Origin of the sequence: Lentzea xinjiangensis (assembly GCF_900110955.1) — a bacterium.
Lineage (GTDB): Bacteria > Actinomycetota > Actinomycetes > Mycobacteriales > Pseudonocardiaceae > Lentzea > Lentzea xinjiangensis.
Window position 1 is genome coordinate 1 of the sequence record NZ_FOFR01000042.1, and the last position, 17,070, is coordinate 17,070.

Sequence of the window (17,070 nt, forward strand, 5' to 3'; positions counted from 1 at the left end):
ATTACGGGCGACCTACAACCGCTACGGCGGCGTCATGCACATGCTCGCCGCCCTCGATCTGACCACCGGCAAGATCCTCTACCGGATCCGGCCCCGCAAACGCCACAGCGAGTTCCTCGATCTACTCAAAACCCTGCGCGCCCGCTGGCCGGGCGAGAAGTCGTACCTGGTCATGGACAACTTCTCCCCGCACCGCCACCCCGACGTCCGCACATGGGCCGCCGGCAACCAGGTCGAGCTGGTGTTCCTGCCGACCTACGGGTCTTGGCTGAACTGGATCGAGGCCGAGTTCGCCGCGTTGCGCTACTTCGCTCTCAACGGCACCGATCACCGCAGCCACACCGAGCAGAACACCGCGATCGCGGCCTACATCCGCTGGCGCAACGCCCGTGCCAAGCCCAAGACCGGCTTCGCCACCGACTCACCCATCCGCACCTGGACCCATTACCCGGTCAACGTTGCGTGACGCACCACTAGACCTCCAGCACGATCTTGCCCTGGGTGCGGCCCTGCTCGCCCAGGGCATGCGCTTGTCCGGCGTCCGCCAGCGGGAACGTCGCGTCGACGTGCACCCGCAGCTCGCCCCTCTCGACGAGCGCGGCGATCCCCTCCAGCCCCGCGCGGTCGGGCTCGACCAGGATCGGGCTGGTCCTGATGTCGTCGCGCACCGGCCGGTCCACTCCGGACGGCACGCCGACGAACAACCCACCGGGGCGCACCGGGTCCGGTGACGCGCCGCCGACCAGGTCGACGAGCACGTCGACGTCGGTCCCCTCGTAGTCACCCTTCGTGTAGTCCACCACCTCGTCGGCGCCCAAGCCCGCCAGGAACGCGTGCTTGGGCTCGCGGGCGGTGCCGATGACGTGCGCGCCGAGCGCCTTCGCGATCTGGACCGCGAAGTGCCCCACGCCACCCGCCGCGGCCGTGACCAGCACCTTCTGCCCCGGCCGCACGTCAGCGGTGTCGACGAGAACCTGCCAGGCGGTGAGCGCGGCCAGTGGCAGCGCGGCCGCTTCGACGTGGCTCAGGCCCTCCGGCTTCTTCGCGAAGTGGCGGGACGGCGCCGTGACGTACTCGGCGTAGGCGCCCGCAGCGCGCGGGAACCACGGCATCCCGAAGACCTCGTCGCCGGGCTCGAGCGTCGTCACGCCGAAGCCGACCTCCTCGACGACACCCGACACGTCCCAGCCGAGGACGAGCGGGAAGGTCTGCAGGCCGGCCATGCCACCGCCGGCGCGGGTCTTCCAGTCGACCGGGTTGACACCGGCCGCGTGCACCTTGACGAGCACCTCCGTCGGAAGCGGGGTGGGCTTGGGCACGTCGGTGAGGGTCAGCACGCCGGGACCGCCGAACTCGTTCTGGGTGATCGCTCGCATGCCCACCAGCTTGGGAGAGTTGCTCTCCGCTCGCAACCAGGCACTTCTCTGCGCGCTGGGTACCTGGTAGAAACCACTCGTGATCAGGGACGTTTATCTCAAGATGTGCCCGTGCCGCGACCTGCTGGACATGGTCGCGTCGAAGTGGACGGCACTCGTGATCGGCGACCTCGAAGACGGACCCAAGCGGTTCGGTGAGCTGAAGCGCCGGTTGGAAGGCATCAGCCAGAAGATGCTCACGCAGACGTTGCGCACCTTGGAGCGTGATGGGCTCATCACGCGCACGGTCTACCCCTCCGTACCGTTGCGCGTCGAGTACGAGCTGACCGCACTGGGGCGCGGCGTGACCGAGCCCCTGGCCGCCCTGCGGTTGTGGGCGCAGCAGAACTACGAGTCCGTCGCCGAGGCGCGCGAGACGTTCGACAACGCCGAACCGATGGGCCTGGCGCCCGCCACCACCCGGTGAGCACGACGGTCTCGGCCGACCGGGTGGGATGGTCGTGAGGTGCTCAGCCGCATCTCAGTCGCGGCGCGCGCTGCCGGCGCCGTACGTTGGGCCGATGATCGTTCCTGACGACGGCACCCGGACCACGGGGCTGCTGCGGGCCCGGCTGGGCATGGTGCTGGAGTCGGTGACCGAGGAGTGGCACTGGTACCAGGATCAGCAGAACGCACTGGTGCTGTTCTGGCTGCACTTCGCCGACGCCCCGGTGCTGGAGCTCCGCGGTTGCGGCGAGCTGCTCCTCGTGGAGGAGTCGGCGCCGCGATCCTCCTACGACATGGACGAGTACGGCGAAGGACGGGTCGGCCCTGCTCAGGCCTCCGGCGTGCTCGCCGGGTTCGTCGGGGCCCGCCTGCGGGATGCCGCCCTGATCTGGGGGTACTCCACGACACCGCTGGTCGGGGGTGTCCTTCTCCGGTTCGACATCGGTGACCTGGCCGTCTCGTCTTCGGGTGACGAATGGGTGGTTGCGCGTGGCGGACTGCCTCCCAGCGCCGTGCCACAGCACCGGGTCGAGGCCACGACCATCACCGGGACGCCACTCGCGGCCTCCGGCCCGCAGCGGTGAGTCCCGCCGCCCAGCCCGGTCCCGAGGAGGGCTCAGCCCTCCGCCGCGAGCTGACCGCAGGCCGCCGCGATCTCCTGCCCGCGCGTGTCGCGAACGGTGCACTCCACGCCCTGCTCCCGCACCCGCCGCACGAACTCCCTCTCCACCGGCTTCGGTGAGGCGTCCCACTTCGACCCCGGCGTCGGGTTCAGCGGGATCAGGTTCACGTGCACGAGCTGCCCGAGGTGCTTGCGCAGCTTCTTGCCGAGCAGGTCGGCCCGCCAGCCCTGGTCGTTGATGTCGCGGATCAGCGCGTACTCGATCGACACCCGCCGGCCGGTCTTGTCCGCGTAGCCGCGCGCCGCCTCCAGCACCTCGGCGACGTTCCACTTGGTGTTGACCGGCACCAGCGTGTCGCGCAGCTCGTCGTCCGGCGTGTGCAGCGACACCGCGAGGCGGACCTGCAGGTTCTCCTCGGTCAGCTTGCGGATCGCGGGCACCAGGCCGACCGTGGACACCGTCACGTGGCGCTGCGAGATCCCCAGCCCGTCCGGTGCCGGGTCGCAGATGCGGTGGACCGCCTCGATGATGCGCTTGTAGTTCGCGAGCGGCTCGCCCATGCCCATGAACACGATGTTCGAGAGCCGGCCGGGGCCGCCGGGCAGGTCGCCGTCGCGCATGGCGGCGGCGCCGAGGCGCACCTGGTCCACGATCTCCGCGGTCGACAGGTTGCGCTGCAGGCCGCCCTGGCCGGTCGCGCAGAACGGGCACGCCATGCCGCAGCCGGCCTGCGACGAGATGCACAGCGTCGCGCGGTCCGGGTAGCGCATCAGCACGCTCTCGATGAGCGTGCCGTCGTGCGCGCGCAGCAGCGTCTTCGCCGTCGTGCCCTCGTCGGTGGTGACCTTGCGCACGACCGTGAACAGCGGCGGCATCAGGTCGGCGACGAGCTTGTCGCGCGTGGCCGCCGGGATGTCGGTCATGTCGGCCGGGTCGACGGTCAGGCGGCTGAAGTAGTGGTTCGACAGCTGCTTGGCGCGGAACGGCTTCTCGCCGAGGGCCGCGACGGCTTCGGCACGGTCAGCGGGCGACAGGTCGACGAGGTGGCGCGGCGGGAGGCCGCGCTTGGGCGCGTCGAAGACAAGGGGAAGCGAGGTCATAGCACATCTAGTGTCCCACGAACTTCGACAACACAAGACCGTTGCATCGCGATAGGTTCCGATATATCGTTAACGACATGATGATGCGACCACACCACAGGAACCACCACCACAGGCACCGCCACGGACCCTTCGGGGGCGGCGGCAGGAGCGGCCGCCAACGGCGCGGCAACGTCCGGGCGGCCGTGCTGTCCTTGCTGGCAGAACGGCCGATGCACGGCTACGAGATCATCCAGGAGATCGCCAGGCGCACCGGCGGCGCGTGGAGCCCGAGCCCCGGCTCGGTCTACCCGACGCTGCAGATGCTCGCCGACGAGGGCCTCGTCTCCGCGGTGGAAGAAGGAGGCAAGAAGTTGTTCACGCTCACCGAGCGCGGCAGGACGGAGCACACGGCCCCGCCCTGGCGCGACATCGACATCCAGCTCGACCCGGCCGACGGCGAGCTGCGCACGGCGGTCCGGCTGCTCGGCAGCGCGATGGAGCAGATCTCCCACGCGGGCACGGCCGAGCAGAAGACCCGCGCCACCGAGCTCTACAACGAGCTGCGGCGCAAGCTCTACGCCATCCTCGCCGAGGAGTGACCTACCACCGGTCGTGCACGTGCGGCCGGATCAGCTCGTCGTACACCGCCGCGACGGCTTCGGAGTCGACCGGCTCCAGCGCGGCGGCGCCCGCGTTCGAAGCAGCCTGCTCGACGTTGCGCGCACCGGGGATCACGACCGTGACACCGGGCTGGTCGATGATCCAGCGCAACGCGAACTGCGCCATCGAGGCGCCTTCCGGCACCAGCGGCCGCAACCGCTCGACGGCCTCCAGGCCGACCTCGTACGGGACCCCGGAGAAGGTCTCGCCGACGTCGAACGCCTCGCCGTTGCGGTTGTAGTTGCGGTGGTCGTCCTCGCCGAAAGTCGTTGCCGCCGTGTACTTCCCGGTCAGCAGCCCGGACGCGAGCGGCACGCGCGCGATGATCGCGACCCCCGCCTCGGCCGCGGCCGGCAGCACCTCTTCGAGGGGCTTGAGCCGGAACGCGTTCAGGATGATCTGCACGCTCGCCACGTGCGGGCGCCTGATCGCCTCCAGCGCCTCCTCGACCTTCTCCACCGACACGCCGTAGGCGGCGATCCGCTGCTGCTCCACCATTTCGTCGAGCGTGTCGTACACCTCGTCGCGGCTGTACACCGGCGTGGGCGGACAGTGCAGCTGCACGAGGTCCAAGGTGTCGACACCCAGGTTGCGGCGGCTCCGGTCGTTCCACGCGAGGAAGTTCTCCCGGTTGTACCCCTCCGTGGTCTGCGCCGGCAGCCGCCGTCCCATCTTCGTGGCGACGAAGACGTCGTCGCGCCCGCGCTCCTCCAGGAACCGGCCGACCAGCGTCTCGCTGCGCCCGTCGCCGTAGACGTCGGCGGTGTCGAAGAAGTCGACACCGGTGTCGGCCGCGGCGTGCAGCAGCGCGAGCGCCTCGCTCTCGTCCACCTCGCCCCAGTCCGCGCCGAGCTGCCAGCACCCCAGCCCCACGACACCGACCTGGCGGTTCAACCTGCCTGCGATTCGCTTCTCCACGAACCGGAGCCTAGTCCGCTACGGCGCGTAGTTCAGCGTTCGCGCATAGGGCCGGAAGCCCAGGTGCTCGTAGAACTGCTTCGCCGGGCGGTCGTGCACCGGGTAGACGACCGCCTGGTCGGCGGACAGGGCACGCAATGCGCGCATCGCGCCCAGGCAAGCGGCACGGCCCAGACCCGCCCGGCGGAAGTCCGGGTGCGTGCCGACGGGTTCCAGCTCGCCCACGCGGTTGTGGTCGTCGAGCCAGATCAGGCAGTACGCCGCGAACCGCCCGTCCGGGGCCTCCACCACCCAGTCCAGGTCGGAGCGGTACGGCCAGGCCGCCATCACGTTGCGGTAGCTCTCCTCCGTCACCCGCGACGGGTGCCAGACCCGCTGGTGGACCTCGACCCGCCGGGCCAGGTCGGCCTCGGTGACCGAGCGGACCGTGAAGCCCTCCGGCACCTCGGGCTCGGGGAGATCGCGCAGGTCGTGCGTCATGAAGACCTGGTAGCGGCCGTCCTGGCGGGTGTACCCGTGCCGTTCCAGGGCGTCGATCAGGTGGTGCTCGGCGTCGAGGACCACCACCTCCCTGCCGGGGAAGCGCGCCAGGACCTCGTCGGCGAGGTCGGGGTGCGCGGGGTCGACCTGGAGCAGGAGGCCGGCGTCGCGCTGCTCCCACGCCCAGGCCGCCACCTGCCCGTCGCGCTCCCACAGCTCGAACTGCCACTCCCGCTCGCGGCCGACGTGCGAGAACCGCTGCCAGGCGAGGTCCCCGACGTGCCAGATCGAGCGCTGCGACCAGAGCCGCTGCGTGAGCCGCTGCATCTCGCGGATCACACGATCAGCCCCCTCGGCTTGCGGCGCACGTGCAACCGGTAGCCGACCGGGAAGCTCAGCCCGCTGACCGACGCGATCGCGCGCTCGGCGACCTTGGCGGAGAACTCGATGCGCAGCACGGACTCGAGCTCCTCCCGGCTCTCGAAGCGCCACTGCGCGGTGACGCGGGTGAGGGAGAACCCGTTGTCCTCGAAGAACTTCTCGACCGCGGCCGGGTCGTAGCGCGGCTCGTCGGCGCGCAGCCACGGCCCGTACGGCTCAGCCGCCCCGTCCAGGTCCACGATCGCGATCGCACCGCCCGGCCGCAGCACGCGCTCGGCCTCGTGCAGCCCGGGCTCACAGCCCGGCCCGAAGAAGTAGGCCGTCCGGGCGTGCACCAGGTCCGCGGAGGCGTCGTCGAGCGGCAGCCGTTGCGCCGGGCCGGCCACGACGCGGGCGTTCGGCAGGCCGTCCACCCGGTGCCTGGCGCGCACGACGAGCGGGGGGTGCGGCTCGACACCGACGACGGACTTCGCGGTCCGCGCGAAGATCGGCAGGTGGAAGCCGTCTCCACAACCGACGTCCACAACGTCCAGACCGTCGAACGAACACCTCTCGTCGATCGCCGCCCAGATCGCGCCGTTCACGTCCTGCGCGCGGTTCTCGACCTCGTAGACGTCAGGCCAATGCCAGATGTTGGGACTGGGCACGACATCTGGCGGACGCACCGCGTTCAACGCCGCCCGCACGAATCCCCTCACGAAGACACTGTAGGACTTCTATTCACCTGTGACCGTACGAATTCGCCCGGCTACGGCGTAGCGTGTCCGCATCTCTTCCCGCAGGAGGCGGCAGTGTCGATCGCGCCCAACACGCCCCAGCTCGCACCGCTGCTCAGCGGAAGCCCGTGCTGGGTCGAGAGAACCGTCGACGACCTCAAGGGCGCGATCGAGTTCTACACCGGCCTGTTCGGCTGGCACTACGCCGACGACGACGGCTACACCGTCGCGATGGTCGACGGTGTACCGGTCGCCGGGTTACCCCAGGGCGAGCCGGGGCCGTGGCAGTTGTACCTGGTCACGCCCCACGCCCGAGCCACTGCGGAGAAGGCCTTCCACCTCGGCGGGTCCGTGCTGCGCAACCCGGAGGAAGGCCCGGACCACACGCAGAGCACCGTGATCGTCGACCCCACCGGCGCCGTCGTCGGGTTCCGGCACGTCCCCCCGGACTGGCGGTTCGGCACGGGCGGGCACGGCGCCTACGCGTGGGCCGAGCTGAACACCCGTGACGGGGCCGTGGCCGACGAGTTCTTCGGCGAGCTGTGCGGCTACGACATCACGCAGATCGGCGACGGCCACCGGCTCGACTACGCGTCCTGGTCCGTCGAGGGCACCGAGGTCATCGGCCGGCAGAAGATGGGCCCCGAGTTCCCGTACGGGGAGCGTTCGCACTGGATGGTGTACTTCACCGCCGCACCCGAGATCGGCATCGACTCGGTGGCCTACCGGGTGCTGGAGCTCGGCGGCCGGGTGACCGTCGAGCCCTACGACACCCCGTTCGGGCGCATCACCGTCGTCGAGGACCACGCGGGATCGGCCTTCTCCGTGATCGACCCGTCCCGCGTGATCGAGGCCGAGCCGCGCACCGAGGTGGACGACCCGTTCGACGACTAGCGGGCCGCTACTGGATGAAGAGGTGCAGCAGCAGCCACGACGCGACGGCGGACGGCAGGAGCGAGTCCATCCGGTCCATCAGGCCGCCGTGGCCGGGCAGCAGCGTGCCCATGTCCTTGATGCCGAGGTCGCGCTTGATCAGCGACTCGACCAGGTCGCCGGCCGTGGCCGTGACGACGAGCGCGGCACCGAACAGGGCGCCCTGCCACCACTGGCCGTCGAGCAGCGTGGACACGGTGATCGCCCCGCCGACCACACCGGCGGTCAGCGAACCGGCGAAGCCCTCCCAGGACTTCTTCGGGCTGATCGTCGGCGCCATCGGGTGCTTGCCGAGGAAGACACCGGCCGCGTAGCCGCCCACGTCGGACAGCACGACGCCGATGATGAACGCGAACACGCGCCCTACGCCGTCCTCGGGGACGACGAGCATGGCGGCGAACGCCGCGAAGAGGGGCACGTACGCGACGGTGAACACCGACGCGCTGAGATCGCGCAGGTAGCCGTCCGAGCCGCCCCGGAACCGCCAGATCATGCACACCAGCACGGTGACCACGAACGCGGTCATCATGCCGGCGCGCTCCAGCGGCCAGGACAGCCAGAGGATCGCCTGGCCGCCGATCAGCGCGGGCCACAGGGCGACGGTGATGCCGGCCTTCTTGAAGGCGCTCGCCATCTCCCACGTGGACACCGCCACGGCGGCCGCGACGATGCCGATGAAGGTCTGCCGCACGGTCAGCAGCGACAGGACGATCACGGCGCCGAGCCCGACGCCGACCAGGATCGCCGAACGCAGGTCACGTCCCGCGCGTGACGGCTTCGACGCGGGCACCTCCGCGGGACTGCCTGCCACCGGTGCTCCCATCACGACCTCCGCCCGGCCAGGGCTGTTACGACGCCTGCGGCGAGGAGGCCGGGCGAAACGATCAGGGACATCAGACTTCGAGGAGCTCGGCTTCCTTGTGCTTCACGAGCTCGTCGACCTGCGCGGTGTACTTGTGGGTCAGGGCGTCGAGCTCCTTCTCACCACGGGCGCCGTCGTCCTCGCCGATCTCGCCGTCCTTGACGAGCCTGTCGATCTCTTCCTTGGCCTTGCGACGCACACCGCGGACGGAGACGCGCGCGTCCTCGCCCTTCTGCTTCGCGACCTTCACCATGTCCCGGCGGCGCTCCTCGGAGAGCTGCGGGATGACGATGCGGATGATGTTGCCGTCGTTGCTCGGGTTGACGCCCAGGTCGGAGTCCCGGATCGCCTTCTCGATCGCGTTCAGCTGGCTCGCGTCGTACGGCTTCACGACCGCCATGCGCGCCTCGGGAACCGTGATGCTGGCCATCTGGTTCAGCGGCGTGAGCGAACCGTAGTAGTCGACGTGGATGCGGTTGAACATGGAGGGAGTGGCACGACCGGTCCGAACGGAGGCGAGGTTCTCCTTCGCCACCGAAACCGCCTTCTCCATCTTCTCCTCGGCGTCGAGGAGGGTCTCGTCGATCACGACTGCTCCTTGCTCTGCGTGTTCGTGCCCAATTCCCGGTCCTGGAGAGATCCCACCAGGTCTAGAAGGCCGGGCGGCCACCGGGGGTGCTGACCAGGGTGCCGATCTTCTCACCACGCACCGCGCGCGCGATGTTCCCCTCGGTGAGGAGGTTGAAGACGAGTATCGGCATGTTGTTGTCCATGCAGAGGCTGAAGGCTGTGGCGTCGGCGACGTTGAGGCCGCGCTCCAGCACCTCGCGGTGGGTGATGTTGTCGAACATCAACGCGTCGGGCTCGATCTTCGGGTCGGCCGTGTAGACGCCGTCGACGGCCTTGGCCATCAGGACGATCTCGCAGCCGATCTCCAGGGCGCGCTGGGCGGCGGTGGTGTCGGTGGAGAAGTACGGCAGGCCCGCGCCGCCACCGAAGATCACGACACGGCCCTTGTCGAGGTGGCGCATCGCGCGGCGGGGGATGTAGGACTCGGCGACCTGCGTCATCTGGATCGAGGTCTGCACGCGGGTGTCGATGCCGTGCTCGCGTTCGAGGAAGTCCTGCAGCGCCAGGCAGTTCATGACCGTGCCGAGCATGCCCATGTAGTCGGCGCGCGACCGGTCCATGCCGCGTTGCTGGAGTTCGGCCCCGCGGAAGAAGTTGCCCCCACCGATCACGACGGCGACCTGCACGCCGGAGCGGACGACGGCCGCGATCTGCTTGGCGACCGTCTGGACGACGTCGGGATCGACACCGACGCCACCGCCGCCGAACATCTCGCCACCGAGCTTGAGCATCACCCGGTTGTAGCCGTGGCTACCTTCTTCGCTCACAGGTCCTCTCCTTCAAGGCCGGGGTGTGGGGGTGTCCCCACAAGACTCGCGAAACGACCCGGTTCGCGCTTTCCGCGGACGCACCTCGCCGCGGTGGAGCCCACGGACATGCCGAGGGCGGGGTCGCTGTGGTGCCGCAACCCCGCCCTCACCGCACTCAGCTCTGGCCGACCTCGAACCGGGCGAAACGGGTCACCGTCACGCCGGCCTCGTCCAGAAGAGCCTTGACCGTCTTCTTGCTGTCCGTCACGGAAGCCTGCTCGAGGAGCACGACGTCCTTGAAGAAGCCGTTGACGCGACCCTCGACGATCTTGGGGAGCGCGCCTTCCGGCTTGCCCTCCTCGCGAGCGGTCTCCTCGGCGATGCGGCGCTCGTTCGCCACGAGCTCCTCGGGGACCTCGTCACGGGTGACGTACTTCGGCCGCATCGCGGCGATCTGCATCGCGGCGCCCTTGGCGGCCTCTGCGTTGTCGCCGGTGTACTCGACCAGCACGCCGACGGCGGGCGGCAGGTCGGCGGCACGCTTGTGCAGGTAGGTCGAGACGGTGCCGTCGAAGTCGACGGCCTTCGCCAGCTCGAGCTTCTCGCCGATCTTGGCGGAGAACTCCTGGACCAGCGCGTCCACCGTCTTGCCCTCGACCTCGACGGCCTTGAGGGCCTCGACGTCGGCGACCTTGTTGGCCTTGGCGATCGCGACGATCTCGTCCGCCAGGGCGATGAAGTCGGCGTTCTTGGCCACGAAGTCGGTCTCGCAGCGCAGCTCGACCATCGCGCCGTCCTTGACCGCGACGAGGCCGTTGGACGTGGTGCGCTCGGCGCGCTTGCCGACGTCCTTGGCGCCCTTGATGCGCAGGATCTCGACGGCCTTCTCGAAGTCGCCGTCAGCCTCGTCCAGCGCCTTCTTGCAGTCCATCATGCCGGCGGCGGTCAGCTCGCGGAGCTTCTTGACGTCCGCGGTGGTGTAGTTCGCCATCGTTTTCCTTCTGCGATGTACGCGCTTGAGTCACGCGGCGCCCGCTGGTGTGCGGGCGCCGCGTGGGGGAAATCAGGACTGGACGGGCTGCTCGGCCGCCGGGGCCTCTGCCGGGGCCGCGGTGGCCGAGGAGTTGGTCAGGAGCTCCTGCTCCCACTCCGCCAGCGGCTCGTCGGGCGCGGCCTCGGGCTTGTCCTGGCCCTCGGCGGCGTCGCGGCGGGCGCCGGAGCGCTGCATGAGACCGGCGGCGGCGGCCTCGGCCACGACCTTGGTCAGCAGGGCGGCGGACCGGATCGCGTCGTCGTTGCCCGGGATCGGGAAGTCGACCTCGTCCGGGTCGCAGTTCGTGTCGAGGATCGCCACGATCGGGATGTTCAGCTTGCGAGCCTCACCGACCGCGATGTGCTCCTTCTTGGTGTCCACGATCCACACGGCGCTGGGCACCTTGGCCATGTCGCGGATACCGCCGAGCGTGCGCTCCAGCTTGTCCTTCTCGCGGTTCATCATCAGGATTTCCTTCTTGGTGAAACCCTGGAAGCCGCCGGTCTGCTCCATCGACTCCAGCTCCTTGAGCCGCTGGAGCCTCTTGTGGACCGTCGAGAAGTTGGTGAGCATGCCGCCCAGCCAGCGCTGGTTCACGTAGGGCATGCCGACGCGGAGGGCCTCGTTGGCGATGGCCTCCTGCGCCTGCTTCTTGGTGCCGATGAACAGGATCGACCCGCCGTGCGCGACCGTTTCCTTGACGAACTCGTAAGCCCGGTCGATGTAGGTCAGCGTCTGCTGCAGGTCGATGATGTAGATGCCGTTGCGCTCGGTGAAGATGTAGCGCTTCATCTTCGGGTTCCAGCGCCGCGTCTGGTGCCCGAAGTGCACGCCGCTGTCGAGCAGCTGCTTCATGGTTACGACGGCCATGGCCGGTTCGCACCTCATCTGTCGGACGCGCGAGGTCTCGCCTTTGCGCGTCGGTTCGGTTGACGCCTCAGGCCGGGTCGGCCGTCAGCCCTGGTGCCGTAGCCGTCGTCCGCACCCGCGGAGCATCTCTGCACCGTCAGGACCGTCGGACGTCGTGACTCGACCTGGCTGGGAACAGCTGGCCGGATCTGCGTTGGCACGCGAAGTCGTCCCGCGCACAGACGGGACGCGCCCAAAAGTCTACTCCCCAACCCCGACGAACTTCGAATCGCCCCCCGCCCACCAGTGGCAGTTGTCCACAACCGGCGAGTAATCCACAGATCCCCGAACACCCCTGGTCGCCCCCCACTCCCCCACGCCACCGTTGACCCATGCCCCTCCTCCCCGCCCTCCTGGTGTCGGCCCTGCTGCTCCCCTCCTCCCCCCGCTTCACCTGGCCGCTGCCACCACCGCACCCGGTGGTGCGCGCCTTCGAAGCCCCCGCCTCGGTCTTCGGCCCAGGTCACCGGGGCGTGGACCTGGCGGCCGCCGCGGGCACGGCCGTCCTCGCCGCGGGCGACGGCGTGGTGGTGTACGCCGGAGCCGTCGCCGCCCGCACGCTGGTGTCGCTGGAACACCGCGGCGGCCTGCGCACGACCTACGAGCCGATCGCGCCCGCCGTGACGCCCGGCCGCCCGGTGCGCCGCGGCGAGGTCATCGGCCACCTGCAGCCAGGCCACTGCCCGTCGCCGTGCCTGCACTGGGGCGCACGGCGGGGCCAGGAGTACCTCGACCCGCTGCGCCTGCTCACACCGGACCGCGTGCGCCTGCTGCCCCTGAACACACCGCCACGAGGCGGCTGACCGGTCCTCGCGCCGCGTGGCACCCCGACCCACGCGCGGCGCCGCATTCGGGCGCTCCCGCCGGCCCCACCCGGCGGTCGACCGCGGCGCGACCCCGCTGCGCGCCGCGAGGGCCCGAACAGGTGCCGGGAGGCGGGCCGCGTCGCGACCTTCCCGCCCGCCTCCCGGCCCGCCTGCGAGCCTGTCCAGTCCTCACGCCACCCGACACCCCAACCCACGAGCGGCGCTGCAATCGGGCACTGCCGCCGACCCCACCCGGCGGTCAACGGCGACGCCACCCCGGTGCGCACCGCAAGCGCCCGCACAGGCGCCGGGAAGCGCGACGCATCTCGACCTTCCCACCGACTCCCGGCCCGCCAGGGGCTGACCAGTTCTCACGCCACCCGACATGCCCACCCATGCGCGGCACTGCAACCGGACACTGCCGCCGGCCCCACCCGGCAGTTAATGGTTACGCCACCCTGCTGCGCGCGCCGCGAACGCCCGAGCAGGCGCCGCGAGGCGGGCCGCGTCGCGACCTTCCCCACCTCCCGGCCCGCCCAAGGGCTCCGCCGCCGATTCGCGAAGCAGCAGTCCGCCGGCGCGGCCCCAACCGCTCATTCGGCAGCCCTTCCACTGCACCGCAGTCGGCGCTGGGCACGGACCGCGTCCCTGCCTGCCCCCAGCCCTCGTCGGCCCGGCGTAAGAGCGACCACCAGCTTTACCCGGCGGTCGAACCTCCGGTCTCGCGGACGGCGCACCTCCGATTGCCCGAGTGGGCACTAGGAGTACGTGGAGCAGCTCCAAGCGCCACCCTTTCGAGTGAATTAGCCCTGACGCGGGCAAAAAGGGGCGCTGGGGCCACATTTTTGGGCCTTGTTCGGTCCCGAAGAAGCTGTTTGCAGTCGGCCGTGTGCGCGTCGTGACGGCGCGGTCGTCCGGCAGCCCGGCACGTGCGGGTTGCGATGAGGGAGGAGGTGCGGTCAGGCCTCGGACTGCTCGTTGAGCTTGGTGCGCAGGCGCAGGACGGCACGGGTGTGCAGCTGGCAGACCCTGGACTCGGTGACACCGAGGACCTTGCCGATCTCGGCGAGGGTCAGGTTCTCGAAGTAGTAGAGCGTCACGACCACGCGGTCGCGCTCCGCGAGCTGGGCTATCGCGTCGGCGAGCTGACGGCGGCTGTCCTGGTCGACGAGGCTCGCCACCGGGTCTTCCGCCGCGTCGTCGGGCAGCGACTCGGCCAGGGAGGAGCCGCCCTTGTTCGGCGCGATCAGCTCGTCCAGAGCTACGACGCTGGTGAGCTGGAGCTGGCCGTACAGCTCGCGCAGCTCCGCCAAGCCGATCTTGAGCTCCGCGGCGAGCTCGCGGTCGGTGGGCGTGCGCTGGAGCTTGGCGCCGAGGCGTTCCAGGGCTCGTTCGACGTCGCGTGCGCGGCTGCGGACCGAGCGCGGCACCCAGTCCTGGGAGCGCAGGTCGTCGAGGATCGCGCCGCGAATGCGCTGCATGGCGTAGGTCTCGAACTTGAGGCCGCGTTCCGGCTCGAACTTCTCGATCGCGTCGACCAGGCCGAAGATGCCGGACTGGATCAGGTCGGCGACGTCCACGTGGGCGGGCAGGCCGGTGCCGACCCGGCCGGCGACGTACTTGACCAGCGGCGCGTAGTGCAGCACCAGGCGATCGCGCTGGCCGTGGTCGCGGGACTCGCCGTAGCTGCGCCACAACGCCACGATGCCGGCCTCGACGTCGTCACCGGACCTGGCGTCTGCGCGCGTCACCGCGGTCGCGACGACCAGAGGCGTGCCGTTGACATGCGTGTCCGCACCGGGCTCTGAGCTCGCCTCGGTGCGCGGCGCGCCGTTCTGACGGTGCCCGTTGCTCGCCTGCTGCGACCCTGGTGCGGGCAGGACGGGCTCTGGGGGCACGGTCGCCGTACGCGATCCTCCCCCTGCGGCGTCAGGAACGGGGGTGGGTTCGGTCATGGATCGCCTTCAGCCGTTCGACAGTGACGTGTGTGTAAAGCTGAGTTGTTGCGAGCGTAGCGTGACCAAGCAGTTCTTGGACGGTGCGCAGGTCCGCTCCTCCTTCCAGCAGATGCGTCGCGGCGGAGTGGCGCAACCCGTGCGGCCCCATGTCCGGCGCGCCGGGCACCACGGCGACGACCTCGTGCACCAGGGCGCGGACGGCCCGCTGGTTCAGCCTGCCACCTCGCGCACCGAGGAACAGCGCCGGTGGTGAATCGGGTGCTACCAGGGCTTTTCGCCCTTCGTCCACCCACCGCCGCAGCGCTCGCTCGGCAGGCACGCCGAACGGCGTGCTGCGTTCGCGCCCACCTTTGCCCAGAACCCGAATCACCCTCAGGGAGTAGTCCACGTCGTCGAGATCAAGACCACAGAGTTCGGCCACGCGGATACCTGTGGCGTACAGCAACTCCACCACGGCCTGATCACGCAGCGCAACCGGATCGCCCTGGGACGCGCCGGAGGACACGGCGCTCATCGCGTCCTTCGCCTGGTCCGCGCGCAACACCGACGGCAGCGTTCGATGGGGTCGCGGAGCGGCGAGCCGCGGCCCCGGATCCGCGGCGAGATGACCTGCGCGGTGCGCCCAGGCGGTGAACGCCCGCGCAGCAGCAGCGCGGCGCGCCAGCGTCGTGCGACTGGCACCATCGGTGCGTTGCGCAGCGAGCCAGGACCGCAGGTTCGCCAGGTCTATGCGTGCGAAGTCGGCGTCTTCCGGGTTATTCCCCGCGACATGTCCGAGCAACGCCACCGCATCACCGATGTACGCGCGCACCGTGTGCGGGGAAAGATCACGCTCCAGGGTCAGGTGCCGTTCGTACTGCCGCAACGCGTCCACAACGGTCGCCGGCAGTTTTTCGCGCAGGCGAACCAGATCGACACGGCGTGTCCGACCATGCGGCGGCGGGGACATAGGCCAAGACGCTGCGCCAGTCGGGGCGATTGGTCAAGTATCGCCACACCCTCGCGCCATCGGAGAGCGCTCTCACGGCCGCGAAAGCGATAATTCTTCAACTCACTGTGACGACCAGCGACGCAACAGCCCGCACAGATCACCTATCGGAGTAGCGACGGCCGCCCGCGCGCCCTCCGAACGGCGGAACGCCCGACCCCGTCCGAGCCGCGCGCGAGATCGTCCCCGATCCCGCCGCACGGGGGCCTGCCACAATCAGCCATTCCGTCCACAATGGACATAGAGAGGCGTGCCCGTCTCGGTCTCTGATCAGCGCACCTCCAGTTTCTGCCAGCCCTCGTCCACCTGCAGCGCCAGTCCGGCGAGCTCCAACTCGGGCAGCAACGCCCGAACCCGCTCCAACGGCACCCCGGACTCGACGGACACGACCTGGTCGCTGACGCCGGACCGCTTCCCCAGGGCCTCGTAGACCCGCATCGCCTCGCCCTGCGGCGCCCCGAGGTCGCTCGCCTTCTCGGCGGGCTCGGTGGCGAGGTCGTCGCCGAACCGCCCCACCGACTCGACGATCTCGGCGACCGAGCTGACCGACACCGCCTGCCCGTCCCGCAACAACTCGTGGCACCCGACCGAACTGGCCGAGGTGACAGGCCCCGGCACCACCATCAACTGCCGTCCGAGGGCAAGCGTGATCGCGGCCGTGTTCTTGGCCCCGCTGCGCCGGCCGGCCTCGACGACAACGGTGCCGCCACCCAACGCCGCGATGAGCCGGTTGCGGGTGAGGAAGCGATGCCGCGCGGGCGTCACCCCCGGCGCGTACTCGCTGACGACCACCCCTTCCCGCGCGATCTTGGCGAGCAGCCCCTGATGCCCGGCCGGGTAGGCGAAGTCCACTCCGCACGCCAACACCGCGACCGTCAGACCACCACCGGCAAGCGCACCGCGATGAGCAGCTCCATCGATCCCGTATGCCGCGCCGGACACAACGGTCATGCCGGCCTGCGCCAGCCCGTACGCGAACTCACCGGCGACGTGCTCGCCATATCCGCTGGCAGCCCGCGACCCGACGATCGCGACGGCCCTGTCCACCGCCTCGGCGAGATCGTGCGGCCCGCGCACCCACAACGCCAGCGGCTCACCGCCACACCGCTGCGCGGACACGGTGTTGAGCGCGACGAAGGGCCAGCGCGGCCACTCGTCGTCCTCGGGGACGAGGAGGCGCCCGCCGACCTTGGCGAGGCGCTCGAGGTCTTCGTGCGCACGCTCCTCTGCTCGCCGCGCCGAGGTCTGGCTGGCGACCGAGGCCGAGACCTCGCCGGCGCGGACGCGTTCCGCTGCCTCGACCGGACCCACCCGAGCGACGAGTGCCGCCAGAGCCGCGGGGTAGGGCTCCGCCACGCGGGACAGGTAAGCCCTGGCCAGGCGGACGGCGGCGGAGGGAGCGGCGGCGGAGGGAGCGGCGGCGGAGGGAGCGGCGGCGGAGGGAGCGGCGGCGGAGGGAGCGGCGGCGGAGGGAGCGGCG

General features: G+C 70.2%; 19 protein-coding genes. 6 read left to right on the top strand and 13 right to left on the bottom strand.

Translation table 11 applies throughout. The features are described 5' to 3' along the window. Positions 1-466 (top strand): transposase (locus BMW88_RS40320; RefSeq protein WP_177221675.1); only part of this gene is annotated, 466 nt, incomplete at its 5' end. 7 nt (positions 467-473) lie between these two features. Here BMW88_RS40320 and BMW88_RS40325 read toward each other — a convergent pair. Continuing rightward, entirely contained in the window at positions 474-1,376 is a 903-nt protein-coding gene (locus tag BMW88_RS40325) for an NADP-dependent oxidoreductase (RefSeq protein WP_089962451.1), read from the bottom strand. Between the two features lie 103 nt (positions 1,377-1,479). On the opposite strand from BMW88_RS40325, the gene BMW88_RS40330 reads away from it, so the two are divergent. Further along, on the top strand, positions 1,480-1,842 hold the full coding sequence (locus BMW88_RS40330) for a winged helix-turn-helix transcriptional regulator (RefSeq protein WP_089962454.1): 363 nt from the start codon (positions 1,480-1,482) through the stop codon (positions 1,840-1,842). Between the two features lie 94 nt (positions 1,843-1,936). Continuing rightward, entirely contained in the window at positions 1,937-2,446 is a 510-nt protein-coding gene (locus BMW88_RS40335; RefSeq protein WP_177221676.1) for a hypothetical protein, read from the top strand. A gap of 32 nt (positions 2,447-2,478) precedes the next feature. Here the strand turns inward: BMW88_RS40335 and rlmN are convergent, their stop codons facing one another. Then, a complete protein-coding gene (rlmN, locus tag BMW88_RS40340) occupies positions 2,479-3,585 on the bottom strand; it encodes a dual-specificity RNA methyltransferase RlmN (protein WP_089962409.1) in 1,107 nt (368 codons plus the stop codon). A 77-nt stretch (positions 3,586-3,662) separates the two neighbouring features. Here rlmN and BMW88_RS40345 point away from each other — a divergent pair, with 77 nt between their 5' ends. Beyond that, on the top strand, positions 3,663-4,166 hold the full coding sequence (locus BMW88_RS40345; protein WP_245778398.1) for a PadR family transcriptional regulator: 504 nt from the start codon (positions 3,663-3,665) through the stop codon (positions 4,164-4,166). Between the two features lies 1 nt (position 4,167). On the opposite strand, the gene BMW88_RS40350 is transcribed toward BMW88_RS40345, so the two are convergent. The 3 genes from BMW88_RS40350 to BMW88_RS40360 are packed head-to-tail and all read right to left on the bottom strand — an operon-like array spanning position 4,168 to position 6,704. Next, entirely contained in the window at positions 4,168-5,145 is a 978-nt protein-coding gene (locus BMW88_RS40350) for an aldo/keto reductase (protein WP_089962410.1), read from the bottom strand. Between the two features lie 18 nt (positions 5,146-5,163). Continuing rightward, positions 5,164-5,952: a GNAT family N-acetyltransferase gene (locus BMW88_RS40355; protein ID WP_143116517.1), complete on the bottom strand. Its 789-nt coding sequence runs from the start codon at positions 5,950-5,952 to the stop codon at positions 5,164-5,166. An 8-nt stretch (positions 5,953-5,960) separates the two neighbouring features. Further along, positions 5,961-6,704 carry a class I SAM-dependent methyltransferase gene (locus BMW88_RS40360; protein ID WP_089962415.1) on the bottom strand — a complete coding sequence of 248 codons (744 nt, stop codon included), beginning with the start codon at positions 6,702-6,704 and terminating at the stop codon, positions 5,961-5,963. Between the two features lie 93 nt (positions 6,705-6,797). Between BMW88_RS40360 and BMW88_RS40365 the strand changes: the two genes are divergently transcribed. Continuing rightward, complete coding sequence (locus BMW88_RS40365) at positions 6,798-7,616, top strand: VOC family protein (RefSeq protein WP_089962419.1); 819 nt, start codon at positions 6,798-6,800, stop codon at positions 7,614-7,616. 7 nt (positions 7,617-7,623) lie between these two features. On the opposite strand, the gene BMW88_RS40370 is transcribed toward BMW88_RS40365, so the two are convergent. The 5 genes from BMW88_RS40370 to rpsB form a co-directional block, all read right to left on the bottom strand. Beyond that, positions 7,624-8,466: a phosphatidate cytidylyltransferase gene (locus BMW88_RS40370; protein ID WP_245778399.1), complete on the bottom strand. Its 843-nt coding sequence runs from the start codon at positions 8,464-8,466 to the stop codon at positions 7,624-7,626. A gap of 82 nt (positions 8,467-8,548) precedes the next feature. Beyond that, positions 8,549-9,106 (bottom strand): ribosome recycling factor, encoded by a 558-nt coding sequence (frr, locus tag BMW88_RS40375; protein ID WP_089962424.1) that lies wholly within the window; start codon positions 9,104-9,106, stop codon positions 8,549-8,551. A 61-nt stretch (positions 9,107-9,167) separates the two neighbouring features. After that, complete coding sequence (gene pyrH / locus BMW88_RS40380; RefSeq protein WP_425434741.1) at positions 9,168-9,878, bottom strand: UMP kinase; 711 nt, start codon at positions 9,876-9,878, stop codon at positions 9,168-9,170. 193 nt (positions 9,879-10,071) lie between these two features. Then, entirely contained in the window at positions 10,072-10,887 is an 816-nt protein-coding gene (gene tsf, locus BMW88_RS40385; RefSeq protein WP_089962429.1) for a translation elongation factor Ts, read from the bottom strand. A gap of 72 nt (positions 10,888-10,959) precedes the next feature. Continuing rightward, the gene (gene rpsB, locus BMW88_RS40390; RefSeq protein ID WP_089962433.1) at positions 10,960-11,799 is read right to left on the bottom strand and encodes a 30S ribosomal protein S2; all 840 of its coding nucleotides are present in this window, start codon (positions 11,797-11,799) and stop codon (positions 10,960-10,962) included. 371 nt (positions 11,800-12,170) lie between these two features. On the opposite strand from rpsB, the gene BMW88_RS40395 reads away from it, so the two are divergent. Further along, a complete protein-coding gene (locus tag BMW88_RS40395; RefSeq protein ID WP_089962436.1) occupies positions 12,171-12,641 on the top strand; it encodes a peptidoglycan DD-metalloendopeptidase family protein in 471 nt (156 codons plus the stop codon). A 962-nt stretch (positions 12,642-13,603) separates the two neighbouring features. Here BMW88_RS40395 and BMW88_RS40400 read toward each other — a convergent pair. The 3 genes from BMW88_RS40400 to dprA all read right to left on the bottom strand — a co-directional run bounded on the left by BMW88_RS40400 (position 13,604) and on the right by dprA (position 16,970). Beyond that, positions 13,604-14,599 carry a FliA/WhiG family RNA polymerase sigma factor gene (locus BMW88_RS40400; protein WP_089962440.1) on the bottom strand — a complete coding sequence of 332 codons (996 nt, stop codon included), beginning with the start codon at positions 14,597-14,599 and terminating at the stop codon, positions 13,604-13,606. Next, positions 14,574-15,551, bottom strand: coding sequence for a tyrosine recombinase XerC (locus tag BMW88_RS40405; protein ID WP_089962444.1), 978 nt, complete (start codon positions 15,549-15,551; stop codon positions 14,574-14,576). Before BMW88_RS40405 ends, BMW88_RS40400 begins: the two co-directional genes overlap by 26 nt. Positions 15,552-15,860: 309 nt before the next feature. Continuing rightward, the gene (gene dprA, locus BMW88_RS40410) at positions 15,861-16,970 is read right to left on the bottom strand and encodes a DNA-processing protein DprA (protein ID WP_089962448.1); all 1,110 of its coding nucleotides are present in this window, start codon (positions 16,968-16,970) and stop codon (positions 15,861-15,863) included. Between the last annotated feature and the right edge of the window lie 100 nt (positions 16,971-17,070).